The following is an 11,752-nucleotide window of genomic DNA, read 5'->3' on the forward strand; positions in this document are numbered from 1 at the left end:
TCTCAGATTTTTGCGCAAGATCCAGCGGCGCTAACCACTACATTGACTGCATTCGATGCAATGGCCTCATTCGACCTAAACACCATTCCGGTACAATCACCCCATGACTTGCTCAGGGGCTAGTCGCATGTCGTCGGTTGTCACGGCAAAAAAACATAGTTGGAGCTAATATGCGTTGCTTAGCTTTTGCCTGTCTTTTCGCTACTGCAACAACGTTGCCCGCGACGTTGAAGGCTGAATCCGCTTCTTGGAAACCTGTGCAAGGCGAATGGCATCAAATCGCCTCTAACGCAGGAACGTGCGCGGACTGTCGTATCCTCGTTGCAAACAACGGTGCGGATTTCACCGTCAAGTCGAACAACGGGTGGTCTGCCACCGTTCGGCAAAGCTTTTCTCAGGGAAAGACTTTCATAGCAGGCAAAGGAAGTTGGGATCAGACCTCCGGGGCGTATGGCGGAAAACCTTTCTTCCTAAATCTCGGCTTGAAGGGCGATCAGCTTCTGATGCTGATGACGGTGCCGGGCCGAGACGGGACACTCCAAAACATCCAAGCGATATTTGAAAGAACGGCGATTTCGGGGAGAACCTGACCGTTTTGTTTACCCGCTATCTTAGTGCTGACCGGCGTGGTGACCTTCTGCTTCCTACAACAACGTCGTCAGCTCAACCGGGCGGCACGGGGGAAAAACGCCCCGCGCCAGATGAAAGGTTCCGTCTCGGATTTTTGCTGCACTTATAAATTGCTTAGGCGGCGTTCTCTTGCGTAACGGCTTCAAGTCTATATCGCGGGAACTGAGCCATCACTTCCATGCGCTTCCGCACCGTAACGCCTCTGTAAGCCTCGCCCATTGTTCGCGCAGCGTGGCCGCAGATGGCGTCAATCGTGAGGTCGTTCAGTCCGGCGTCATGCCCGTGAGTTTTGAACGTGTAGCGCCAGGCGTGGTTGGGCTGGACGCGGGGGTCGCTCACGACCTTCCGCACCATAGAACGAATGCGGCCATAGACGCCATCGGCCGGTCCTGTCGTGGTGCCGTCCTTACCCACATCGCAAAACAAATGTCCGGGCTTGGCGGCTTCAAGGAAGTCTAGGAACCCGTTAGCAATCAAATGGTCATGGACAGGCACATCGCGGAAATCGTTAGTCTTGGTGTCTCCGGCCTCAGGATTGATGCGGACAACCCAACCTCCAAGCTCGCGCCTGATGTCTTCCTTGCGGAGCTGTATCATTTCAACCACTCGCGCTCCTGAATAAGCACAGAGCCACGGCACCCATCGCTTTGCGGCGGTCGTCTTCGGATTCTCCCGCTTTGAGCCTTGCACTGCGAGGGCCGCATTCAGAATTGCGGCTATCTCCTCTTGCCAGAACCATGGTTCGCGGGTTCGCTTCTTGCCGCGACCTTCAATCCTTGCGCCCTCAGCCGGGTTGGTCGTCAGCCAGCTACGTTTCACGCCCCACGCGAACACAGCTCGCAGCGCCGAGAAGTCGGTGTCATTGATGGTCTTCGGTGCGATACCGTTGGCGTTGCGTTCGTCGCCCCATGCTTGGACCCGTTCCGCCGTTACGCGGGATAGGTCATCGTGGTTGAGCCACTCCTTGAAGCGCAACACGACGGCCTTCCATCGCTTGGCGTCACGCTTGCGAACCTTTCTGGCCAATGCGGCGGTGTGCCAAGCCTCAGCAAGCCCGGTGAGCGACTTCCCGGTCGTGGCACCGGCTTGCGGAGCGGTCGCGCCTTGCAGCTCCGTGATGGCAGGGAAACGGATCGCATACCCATCTGGCGTGAAATCGCCGTCAGCGTTTCTTGCGAGCTTCCTCACGCCAACCGTTAGGTCGCGGGCGACGGCCTCAACAACCAGCCAACGGCTGTGTTCAGTCGTGAATACCCCGTGGTGTTTCAGGGTCGCGTCAACGATTGGCCCGAACCTGCTCTCCATGTCCATTTCACGCCGCTCATCGCCGCTCGGTGCGATGGCAAGGCGCGAGCCTAGACTGAGTTTGCCCTTCTGCGCGGCTTCATTGGCCGCTGCCACGTCAAGCCATTGGCCCGATGTCAGGCCGGGGTTGTTCTCCAATTGGACCGCGAACGCTTGGTACACAGCGCCGGACAGCGCCGAGACCTGCTTTACCGTCAGAGGCTTCGGGCCATCGCGGAGCGCAGTGAGGCGCTTTTCTACGTCAGCGGCGATGTCGGCGGCTCTGGCCTTCGCGAGGTTGCGATCGGGGGTTCCGGTGGAAAGGAATATCTCGGCCTTGTACCAGCCCTTAGGCCATGAACGGCGAGGCAGCTGTTCAAGGATGCGCCGAACATCGGCAGGAATGACGCGGCGGTAATACCAGTTGTCCGAGCCGTTTCGTTTTACCAGCGAGACCATTCTCAAAACCGTCAATGCAACACTCCCATGTAACAGGAGCGAAGCAAAAACCCCAAGCCTTTCAGCAGGCTATTGATATTTCGAGAGAAATGATGGTGCTGCCAGACAGGATTGAACTGTCGACCTCTCCATTACCAATGGAGAAATATTGGCTTCCGCACGATTTTTGGATGTGGAGGATGTGCAGGAGGACTGAAAACAAAAGGCTTTTCGTTTTCGGGTCTCCTAGGCATCCTCCACATTCATAGCCCTCTATGTGGGGCGTCTGTGTGGGAAAACCTATGACCGCCCCCTCGAAGCAAGCGAAGCCGCCCGGAACGACGCAGGCTCCGCAAATCGACACGCCGGCTAAGCGCGCGAAGCTGCAGCCGCGTAAGAACCCTTACTGGGTGGGAGTGAGCGGCGGGCGCGGCGGCGTATCGCTCGGCTATCGGAAGGGAAAAAGCCTCTCTGCCTGGGTCGTCAAAGTGGTCATCGACGGCGACCGGATCGAAGAACGGCTCGGATCAGTGGCCGACGGCGATGCCGATGCTGGCGAATCGCTGTCCTACACGGCGGCGGTCTCGGCGGCGCTCACATGGGGACGGCAGCAAGCCACCATTATTGAGGCAAGCAGGGAGGCCGATCGTGCCGCGGCCGTCCCGACTGTGCGCTCCGTCGTTGAGGCTTATGAGGTGCAGCGCCGGAAGGCTGCTGGCGGAAAAGACACATCCGTGTCGGCCCTGCTGGCGCATCTGCCGCCTGACAGCAAGTTCGCGAAAATGCGCCTGGCACAGGTGACCGACAAAGCGATCGAGGAGTGGGTCGGCCAGCTGAAACGCATGCCCCCGAACAGGCAGTCGAAAAGGACGACAAAGCCGCGCAAACCGAAGGTCGCACCGGCCGTCGAGCTTGCGCCGCTGAAGCCCTCCTCGCGCAATCGCATGGTGGGGGATCTTCGTGCCGCGTTGAATGCTGCCGCCACCCGTCACAGAAAAGAAATCCCCGGTCATATCTCGACGGAGATCAAGGCCGGCACGCGCAACGAGCCGATTGAAGATGAGGCGCGTATGCAGTTGCTCAACGACGGGCAGGTCCGCGCGATCGTCGCGGCGTCGTTCGAGGTCGATGAGGATCTCGGGTACGTCGTGTTCATCGCGGCCGTCACCGGCGCTCGCTTCTCGCAGATCGCCCGCTTGACCGTCGCGGACGTTCAGGTTGCTAAGGGGCGCGTCATGATGCCCAGCTCGAGGAAAGGCCGGAAGCGGAAGCCACACCCGCCCGCCGCGATCCCAATCGATGCCGGCGCCATGGCCCGGCTCGCGCCGCTGGTCACCCGCCGCGCTGGTAGCGAGCGCCTGCTTATCCGCTGGGTCTACAAGCGCGTCGGCAGTCCGCCGCGTTGGATCCAGGACACGCGGCGCCCCTGGGGCGTTTCTTCGGAAACATCGAAGCGTTGGGACAAAGCGGTCGCTTTGTCGGGATTGCCCGCCGACACGATCATGTATGCACTGCGGCACAGCTCTATTGTGCGCGGCCTGATCGCCGGCCTGCCGGTCCGCTTGGTCGCCGCGCTGCACGACACCAGCGTCGTGATGATCGAGAAGCACTATTCGGCGTTCATCACCGATATGACGGACGAGCTGGCCCGGAAACATGCTCTTTCCGTCGATGAGCAGCCGCTGGCCCAGGCCGCGGAGTAAAATTTCGGTCTTGCTAACGGCAAGGCTAGGGTCGGTCGAACTCGCAATGATGAGCTTGACCGATGCCGACCTCTCAGGACCATGAGCACTGCCCGCCAGAGCCGCGCCACAGCGCCGGCATAGGAATTACCGAAACACGGTGGCAGGACCGCCCAATGCTGTCCATGCAGCTCGCCAGCGAGCTTTCCGCGCTGTCGGTGGCGTCTGTGTATCGAGCTTCCGACGACAAACGGCTGGTGCTTCGCAAGCTTTACGGCAGAACGCTGGTCGTGACGTCGAGCCTGATTGACCTTTTGAATAGCGCAGAGCCTTAGACACCGTCATCGCGAGGGAAGGAGGCCCGCGCAAAGCGTTCTGCTACCAAAGCAAATCGCAGCTAAACGTATGTCGAACGTATTCAAACGTATGTCATTGATTTTGTTGATATTTTATCCTTGACTGTCATAGCTAATCAGTTCATCCTGCCCTGACGCTGCGCTTTCACGTCAAAAAGCTTTCCTGGTCGCCAAGTTTTCCTGAGCAGCACTCCCAGCATTCCTTTTCAGGAGGGCGGCCCCTTGGCACGCACTGACCATCCGCGCTCAAATCTATCGTCACCGGCCGCGCTCGCTGGCTCCACACCCTGGCGCGAGCGCGCGTTTCTCAGTTTGAAGATTGCAGCAGAGGTCTCCGGCGTCTCGATCACGACGCTTTATCGCTTCTCGGATGCAGGACGGCTCAAGCTGAGAGACTTCGGCGGCCGCACGCTCGTCGACACGCAAAGCCTGATCGTACTGATCAACTCCGCCAAAGACTGGACGCCTCGCGACCGCGGCAGCGAGGCGCGAGCGAAGCGCAAGGAGGTCGCTGCCGCGGGATTGCGATCGTGAGCGTTTCAAAACTTCGACGATCTCGCAATTTGGCGCGCCAATTCTCAGGGAGGACCGCATCTGCCGTTGTCGGTCCATGCCTTGCCGCCCTACGTCAGGCCTGCGCACCCCACCGAGGCGACATGGCCGGATTGGCCCCGATCTTCGATCGCATCGGCCGACATTTGGACTGCGCGCTTTCGCAGCCGATCCCGGATGACGTTCTCTACGGGCGAGGAGGACGCTTAATTATCGTCGTAAGCGACAAGATTTGGCGCAGCGCCATGTCAACGAGTTTCAGCGAATGCGACATCCATCGCCTCGTTAGTCACGCTGCGGCATGTCTAGCTGAAAGGCGGGTCGGAGCCGCAACTGCCATGAGAGTTTCAGCGAGATTTTGGGAGCTGTGGAGCCAACATGCTGTCGATAGCTTTCGAAGCGGTGACATCGCCTGGAACGGCACCGCCGGTGCTGCCTTGGGCGTTCTTCTTTCAGATATGCCAGCTGCGCTGCATGAGATGCGCTCGGCCTTAGCGGATGGCAAGACGCCGGTCCTCGCCATTGCCCTGAACACTGGCGGCGTCAAACGCAGAATACGCGCAGTCGTTTTCACGATGCCTAGCTGGGCGCGTGCGTTCGGCGTCGTGGCGGGTCGTGCGTGAGGGCGGAATGAACCAATTTAGACGACTTTGGGACATGGGTTATCGCAACTTGGTGCCGATAATCCCGCCAACTGCCGAGATTAGCGAGCGGTCTTCTCTGTTCAGCCGTGTCGGCACCAAGCAGGATGGTCGCGGCAAAACGCCAGGCATCCGCGGCCGAGATGGCAAGTGGTTATCTGGCGATTGGTTGAAATGGTCCGTCGAAGAGAATGATTTAGATCGCTGGCACCTGATGGGTGCTGGTACGGGCATAAAGACAGGTGAGCTTCTTCTCGCGATCGATGCCGACACGATGGACAAGACGTTCGCCGGCTTGATCATGATGGCCGTCGTCAAGCATTTCAACGTAGCGCCTTGCCGCGTCGGCAACTTTCCCAAGGCGCTTTACCTGATCCGCCTCTCGGCGCCGATGCCATATAAATGCGTCATGTTCGGCGACGGCGAGCGTGTCGAGTGCCTTTCCGACGGCCGTCAGTTCGTCGCGCATGGCGTGCATCCGAAGACGAAAGCCCCTTACACGTGGACGACGCCGCTGGTGCCGTTCGAGCAGCTGTCGATTTTCAGCCCGCAGCAGGTGATCGACTTCCTGAATGAGCTGCGCACGATCCTCCCGGCCGCGAAGCCGATCATCACTGAGGGCGCGACGAACGATATCAATCAATCCCTGCTGCGCGGGCCAATTGATATGGTGCGCAAGGCCGTCAAAGCCACAGCAAACACGACTGAGGCGTTTCCGACGCGCGAGACTTGGCGGGACTACGGCTACGCCATCAAGGCCGCACTGCCGGATCACCCGGAAGAAGCGCGCGAGATCTTCGCCGAGTGGTCCGAGCGCTGGATCGAGAACGGCGCGCCGGCTGTCCCAGGTAACAGCCCGGAGTATCTTGAAGCTGAGTGGCGTCGGTTCAAACCGCCTTTCAAGCGCGGCGCGTCGTGGATATTCGAGCTCGCAGAGCGAAGCAATCCGTCCGAATTCAGAAAGGTCGATCTTTTCTTCGACGTGATCGCCGACGAAGAACCTCTATTTGTCGCAACGCCCGCGCCGCCCGAGCCAAAAACGGACACGTATCCGATCTTGCGCATCGGTGACATCGTCAACAGGCCGCCGCCCACCTATCTCATCAAACGGCATTTCCCCGAGATCAGCGTCGGTTTTCTTTACGCCGCCCCTGGCGCCGGCAAGACCTTCCTCGCGCTCGATGCGGCGCTTCACATCGCCTATGCGCTGCCCGAGTGGCACGGCGACGCCATTGTCGCCGAGCCTGGTACTGTCGTGGTTTACATTGCTGCAGAAGGCTCTTTCGGCTTCCGCAACCGCATCATGGCATGGCTGAAGAAGAGAAACTTCGCTGCGCACAGCGATCGGTTCGTTATGATCGAGCGGACCATCGATTTTATGGAAGCGGACGACATCGACCGGCTGCTGCGGACCGTGGCCGCCGTCATCGGCTCGCGCCCCGTGCTGATCGTGGTCGATACGGTGTCGCAAGCGATCCCAGGGGCCGACGAAAATCTGCAGAAAGAGATGACGCTCTTCGTTCGCGCATGCAATCGGCTCAAGGAGACGTTCCGTTGCGCCGTGCTCGGCATCCATCACGCCGGCAAAAACGGCGACATGCGAGGCTCGACAGTGCTGCGCGGAGCCGGCGACTTCGTGTTCAGGCTGGATCGCAAGGAAGGCGCCAGCGTCGGCCGTTTGTGGTGCGAGAAGCAGAAGGACGGTCCCGACGGTTGGTCTGAGCCATACCGCTTCGATCTGGTTGGCCTCGAAGATGGCCATAGTTCGTGGGTGCCTGAACGGTGCGAGCAGTCGATCGGCCCCGACAAGGCGCTGACGCCGGTGGTGGCGGCTGAGGTGCTGGAAGCCATGTCGTCTGCCTGGTCGGCGGGCGAACCATGGGGCCGGACGTATCGGTCGGGCGAGCTCATGGCCGCACGGCGCATGGTGCAGGACTTCGACTTTAGCATGGAGAAGGCCGCGGAGATGATCGACTTCTGGATCGCCTCCGGTGACATCGTCGAAGCCGTGCATTCCGCCAAAACAAAGCGGAAGGGCTTTCAGGTTGTCCGCCGCCTTGATGCTGCGCCAGCTCGCGCTGGCAACCTATTCGATTGAGGGGGAGGGCGTTCGCATGACAGATCGGCGGGAAACAGAGGGGACGAATTCGGCGAATATCTGCCGGCGCGCCTCAGTTTTTGTATGTCGTTTGTATGGGCGGAGCAGCGGCGGAGCATGTCGGAGCTACGGCTGCAAGTCTTTGAAATCGTTCGGCGGAGCTAGAAGGCGGAGCGGCCGGCGGAGCAGAGGCGGAGCAGCGGAGATGTTGCTGCAAGAGCTTGATACGACTCAGGTTTTGAAGGCGGAGCTAGAATGGCGGAGCGGCGGAGCTAGACCCTATAAGAGAGGCGGCTTGCTCCGCTGCCTGCCCGCTTCGCCGCTCTCTTTTGAAGATAGCAAGAAATCGTCGGCATCCGTTGTATGTCTGAACGAGGGCCGTCACTTAGGCATACGTTTTGACGGCAGGCGCTTGATGCCTGACAGCGCGTGTCGGCCGATCGCGAACGGATTACCTCACCAGCGCATATCAGCGAGAGTGCCGTGAGGGCGCCACGCTCGAGAAATTCGCGCCGTGACGCATGGCGAAAGGGGGCCGACTTCCGGCAGATCGCTCGCGCGTCGGCGCGCGCCAATCTTGCCGCCTTCGCCAAGGCGACACGCTGCGGTGCTGCACGGAGACGGGACGGCGAGCCGTGCATCAATCCAGCTATGGCGAACGGCCGCTGTGCAATCCATGGCGGGAAGACACCTCGCGGCGATCAATGGCATGTCTTACAGGCCGTGGATTGCTCAACCCCAAAGGGCGTGGCGAAATTCAACGCGAAGCTTCGCCAGCAGAAAAAGTATGCCGAGAAGCGTGCAGCCCGCCTCGCGGCCATGACGCCTGAGCAGCGTGCGCGCCATGAGGCCTGGCACCGAACCCACAAACCCGGCTCGGGAGGCGTCAGGCGCGCCGAGGGCATCCGCGCGCGCAATGATGCGGAAATCCGGATTTTGCTCGCTGGCGAGGCTCCCTGCCGACCCGACAGCCCGGAAAAGACCCGACTTCTCGCCGAACGCGCAGCCGTACTGGCCGAGTTGGCGCGTTTGGAGGCTCGGAACGACGAACCTAAGACCGATGACGAGGGGATATTCTCATGATCGATCACGACGATGACGACGGCTTGGACGACGTGGCGGATTTCGACCTCAAGGACGAGTTGTCGCATAAGATGCGCACGACGGGCGCGGTCATCGCGTATCGGACCGCCGTGGCGATTTGCAAAGATCCAAAGGCCACCGCGGCAGCGAAGGCGTCGGCGGTGAATTCGTTGTTTCGGGCCGGCGGCTTTTTCGCCGCGCAGGAGCCTGGCGCCGGCGCGGGCAAAGAGCTGCATGAGATGACCGCCGACGAATTGCGGGCAGCATCGCGTAAAGCGCAAGCTGATCTCGCCGCGCTGCAACGGCGCGCCGAAGCGGACGCCGAAGATCCAAGCGGTCTATTCGACTGAGTGAAACATACCCCTTGCTATGTTACAGCCGGTATGCGTAACATAGCAACGTTCGTTGCAGTGTTTCAGAGCAGGGGCCGATCATGAAAACCGCCATCGCGTACACCCGAGTTTCGACCGCGCAGCAGGGCAAGTCGGGGCTCGGGCTTGAGGCGCAGCAATCCGCCCTGGCGCGGTTCGCGGAGGCGGAAGGCTATGATCTGATCCAGACGTTCGAAGAGGTCGAGACCGGGAAGGGAGCCGACGCGCTCGATCGCCGGCCCCAGCTCGCCGCGGCGCTGAAAGCCGCCAGACAGCACAAGGCGCCTATCATTGTCGCGAAGCTCGATCGGCTTAGCCGCGACGTCCATTTCATCAGCGGGCTCATGTCGCATCGAACGCCTTTCATCGTGGCCGAGCTCGGTGCCGATGCGGACCCTTTCATGCTGCATCTCTACGCCGCCTTGGCTGAAAAAGAGCGCAACATGATCTCGCGCCGGACGAAAGACGCGTTGGCGGCTAAAAAGGCGCAGGGCGTGAAGCTCGGCGGCCTCAATGCCAAGGGCATCGAGAACCGCGACGCCGCCGCTGCGCGGGCCGTTGAGCTTCGTCCGATCTTCGAGGAACTGGCTGGAATGTCAGCCCGGAAGATCGCCGCCACGCTCAACGAGCGGAAGATTGCCACGCCGAATGGCGGGCCTTGGCATGCGGTGACAGTCATCCGGGTGCAGAAGCGGCTCGGCAGTTAGCCGATGTCGCGAACCGCCCCGCAGCATAAGCGACGGGGCGGCCAGGCATTACTCGCGGTGATAACGCAGCGGCGCCTTGCGGTCGATCCCGTGCGCTTCAATCAGCAGAGACGCCTTCCGGCGCAGCGCGGCGCTTTTCAAATAACGTTCATGGCAGATCAGTTCGGAACCGTAAAAAGTCACGTCGTCTTCGTGCATCTGGCGCTGCACTTTAGAAAGCCGCGGCATCCGCAAGGCGTTTTGAGCCTTGATTAGCTCAACCTCCGTATCGCGCAGGTAATCGGCCTCAAACGCGGCTTCCGCTTTCTTCCGGTCAGCCCTCATAGCCGGCGGCGTAGGATCAATGCCATGGCTTCGAATGACCGCTTCGTAGACGTAGTGCATCGACGGGTGCTTGGCGTGTTCTGGGGAGGTCGCGAGCGCATAGTAGTCCGACGCGAGCTTTGCCGTGAGATTCCGCTTTGCAGTTTTTGTCAGATCGTCAGCGCCGAGTTCTCCGACCGTCTCGATGAAGGTTTCAGACAGCCCGTCGTAGTGCAGCTCTTCAGGTGTCCGTTCGATCGAAGCGTCGGCGTCGATGGCGTCAAATAGCTTTGTCATCATAGCTTCCTCTATCGTTGCAATGACGAATGGAGGGCAGCTAAGTCTGTGTATTACAATGCTTTTTTCGAGATACGTTTTTGTATCTCAGCAGATACAGGATAGCTGATGATAGTCCGATGCTTAGCTAGAAGGGTATCGTGCCCGCATCATACACGCGAGATACAACAGACACGGCCACCCCATCGAAATCGCGCAAATCACTTGCCGGCTGGGGCCCGGACCTACCCCCTGGGTACGGTTTGACGCCATACTCCGAAGCCGCGCCGAGTGGCGCTACAAAAATTTTCTGCCGCGGTATCTTGGAGGCTCACTGGCAAGTCGATCGTAGCCGCGACAGCGCTTGATCGGTTGAAAGTTTCGCTGCTGCCACGCTCCTAAACCGCATCCCGCAATCGTCGGATAAATCGCTTCGGCGCAAACAGGCGCTCAGGCTTTCAGTCTCGGCGATCGCAGTTCTCACGATTCGAGTGGCCTGCTCCCGCGCAGATAGACATTCCGAGTTAGAAGAAGCGAGGAGGGGTTCGGTGTGCGCCGGCGCAGCGAAGAGCGCAGCTATCGCCAATTGAAAAAAGAATTGTCGCATTGCTTTGTCCTCAGTCGCGCTTCTGCCTTATGCTTGGAGCGCTCACGATCGCTAATAGCATACGAAATTAGTTTCTGCTTCCGGCTGGCGTTTTTCCGATTTCCGGCTACGATCAGCGAACCCGATAAGGGCGGCCGTCGGGCAGCCGCACCTCACAGAGCGTATACGCTCATTTGTCCATCTGCAGCGACCATCCTTTGCTGCGTTCGATGAACTGCCCCGATGACAGAAATAGTCGAAGACTTCAGCGCAGAGCAATACGCGCGCAAAGCCGCATCGTCATTCACGTTGGCCGCCTTCGGGCACGATGTGCTGTTCAACTCGGTTCAAGGCCTGAACTGTGTCCTGCATCTGACCAACCATCCCGATGTTTCGACCGTTTCGGAGGCTGCTGTTGATGCGATGATGGATGCCGCTCGCGCATCAACCCCTATCCTCGCAGAGCGCATTGCAAGCATCCTGTCTGCCGAACACGCGGGCGTCGGAATGGGCGCCGCTATGGGCCTAATCTTACTTTTCGGAAAGTCTCAGGAGTATGTGACCTCGGTTACAAGCCTGCCGATGGTCATGGACCGTATCGACTACACATCTGTTCTGGCTTCCGAGCTCGATATCATCGTGCGACGGGCGAGCATCGAAGCTCGCGGCGATGTGCTGCGCCGCGGTGTGCTGTTCCGCCAATTCGAAGAACTGCAGCCTGACGCCGCGATGCAGGCGCATTAGA

The 11,752-nt window shown here is 59.9% G+C and carries 12 protein-coding genes and 1 pseudogene; 11 read left to right on the top strand and 2 right to left on the bottom strand.

Features of this window, described 5'->3' with window-relative positions:
- Positions 1-170 precede the first annotated feature (170 nt).
- Positions 171-590, top strand: a complete 420-nt coding sequence (locus ACIQ17_RS10015) for a hypothetical protein (RefSeq protein WP_398467981.1) — start codon at positions 171-173, stop codon at positions 588-590.
- A gap of 154 nt (positions 591-744) precedes the next feature.
- Here the strand turns inward: ACIQ17_RS10015 and ACIQ17_RS10020 are convergent, their stop codons facing one another.
- Positions 745-2,388, bottom strand: a complete 1,644-nt coding sequence (locus ACIQ17_RS10020) for a DUF6538 domain-containing protein (RefSeq protein ID WP_398467983.1) — start codon at positions 2,386-2,388, stop codon at positions 745-747.
- Positions 2,389-2,654: 266 nt separating this feature from the next.
- On the opposite strand from ACIQ17_RS10020, the gene ACIQ17_RS10025 reads away from it, so the two are divergent.
- The 9 genes and pseudogenes from ACIQ17_RS10025 to ACIQ17_RS10065 all read left to right on the top strand — a co-directional run bounded on the left by ACIQ17_RS10025 (position 2,655) and on the right by ACIQ17_RS10065 (position 9,842).
- Entirely contained in the window at positions 2,655-4,055 is a 1,401-nt protein-coding gene (locus tag ACIQ17_RS10025; RefSeq protein WP_398467985.1) for an integrase, read from the top strand.
- 155 nt (positions 4,056-4,210) lie between these two features.
- Positions 4,211-4,369, top strand: coding sequence for a hypothetical protein (locus ACIQ17_RS10030; RefSeq protein ID WP_398467987.1), 159 nt, complete (start codon positions 4,211-4,213; stop codon positions 4,367-4,369).
- Positions 4,370-4,612: 243 nt separating this feature from the next.
- The gene (locus ACIQ17_RS10035; protein ID WP_398467989.1) at positions 4,613-4,924 is read left to right on the top strand and encodes a hypothetical protein; all 312 of its coding nucleotides are present in this window, start codon (positions 4,613-4,615) and stop codon (positions 4,922-4,924) included.
- Between the two features lie 122 nt (positions 4,925-5,046).
- Complete coding sequence (locus tag ACIQ17_RS10040) at positions 5,047-5,565, top strand: hypothetical protein (RefSeq protein WP_398467991.1); 519 nt, start codon at positions 5,047-5,049, stop codon at positions 5,563-5,565.
- 34 nt (positions 5,566-5,599) lie between these two features.
- Positions 5,600-7,681 carry an AAA family ATPase gene (locus ACIQ17_RS10045; RefSeq protein ID WP_398467993.1) on the top strand — a complete coding sequence of 694 codons (2,082 nt, stop codon included), beginning with the start codon at positions 5,600-5,602 and terminating at the stop codon, positions 7,679-7,681.
- Between the two features lie 483 nt (positions 7,682-8,164).
- A pseudogene (locus ACIQ17_RS10050) lies at positions 8,165-8,359 on the top strand (hypothetical protein); the annotation flags it as partial.
- Between the two features lie 69 nt (positions 8,360-8,428).
- Positions 8,429-8,764 (top strand): hypothetical protein, encoded by a 336-nt coding sequence (locus ACIQ17_RS10055; RefSeq protein ID WP_398468057.1) that lies wholly within the window; start codon positions 8,429-8,431, stop codon positions 8,762-8,764.
- Positions 8,761-9,114: a hypothetical protein gene (locus ACIQ17_RS10060; RefSeq protein ID WP_398467995.1), complete on the top strand. Its 354-nt coding sequence runs from the start codon at positions 8,761-8,763 to the stop codon at positions 9,112-9,114. The genes ACIQ17_RS10055 and ACIQ17_RS10060 overlap by 4 nt, the downstream gene beginning before the upstream one ends.
- Positions 9,115-9,197: 83 nt before the next feature.
- Positions 9,198-9,842, top strand: coding sequence for a recombinase family protein (locus ACIQ17_RS10065; protein WP_398467997.1), 645 nt, complete (start codon positions 9,198-9,200; stop codon positions 9,840-9,842).
- 48 nt (positions 9,843-9,890) lie between these two features.
- On the opposite strand, the gene ACIQ17_RS10070 is transcribed toward ACIQ17_RS10065, so the two are convergent.
- Positions 9,891-10,442, bottom strand: coding sequence for a hypothetical protein (locus tag ACIQ17_RS10070; RefSeq protein ID WP_398467999.1), 552 nt, complete (start codon positions 10,440-10,442; stop codon positions 9,891-9,893).
- Between the two features lie 808 nt (positions 10,443-11,250).
- On the opposite strand from ACIQ17_RS10070, the gene ACIQ17_RS10075 reads away from it, so the two are divergent.
- Positions 11,251-11,751 carry a hypothetical protein gene (locus tag ACIQ17_RS10075; RefSeq protein ID WP_398468001.1) on the top strand — a complete coding sequence of 167 codons (501 nt, stop codon included), beginning with the start codon at positions 11,251-11,253 and terminating at the stop codon, positions 11,749-11,751.
- Position 11,752: the final 1 nt, after the last annotated feature.

The sequence above is a fragment of the Tardiphaga sp. genome (assembly GCF_044340795.1).
Classification (GTDB): Bacteria; Pseudomonadota; Alphaproteobacteria; order Rhizobiales; family Xanthobacteraceae; genus Tardiphaga.

What these genes read in the sequence shown, in the direction of transcription:
- ACIQ17_RS10015 (WP_398467981.1), top strand. Translation starts at nt 171, where the DNA reads ATGCGTTGCTTAGCTTTTGCCTGTCTTTTCGCTACTGCAACAACGTTG.
- ACIQ17_RS10025 (WP_398467985.1), top strand. Translation starts at nt 2,655, where the DNA reads ATGACCGCCCCCTCGAAGCAAGCGAAGCCGCCCGGAACGACGCAGGCT.
- ACIQ17_RS10030 (WP_398467987.1), top strand. Translation starts at nt 4,211, where the DNA reads ATGCTGTCCATGCAGCTCGCCAGCGAGCTTTCCGCGCTGTCGGTGGCG.
- ACIQ17_RS10040 (WP_398467991.1), top strand. Translation starts at nt 5,047, where the DNA reads ATGGCCGGATTGGCCCCGATCTTCGATCGCATCGGCCGACATTTGGAC.
- ACIQ17_RS10045 (WP_398467993.1), top strand. Translation starts at nt 5,600, where the DNA reads ATGGGTTATCGCAACTTGGTGCCGATAATCCCGCCAACTGCCGAGATT.
- ACIQ17_RS10060 (WP_398467995.1), top strand. Translation starts at nt 8,761, where the DNA reads ATGATCGATCACGACGATGACGACGGCTTGGACGACGTGGCGGATTTC.
- ACIQ17_RS10065 (WP_398467997.1), top strand. Translation starts at nt 9,198, where the DNA reads ATGAAAACCGCCATCGCGTACACCCGAGTTTCGACCGCGCAGCAGGGC.
- ACIQ17_RS10070 (WP_398467999.1), bottom strand. Translation starts at nt 10,442, where the DNA reads ATGACAAAGCTATTTGACGCCATCGACGCCGACGCTTCGATCGAACGG.
- ACIQ17_RS10075 (WP_398468001.1), top strand. Translation starts at nt 11,251, where the DNA reads ATGACAGAAATAGTCGAAGACTTCAGCGCAGAGCAATACGCGCGCAAA.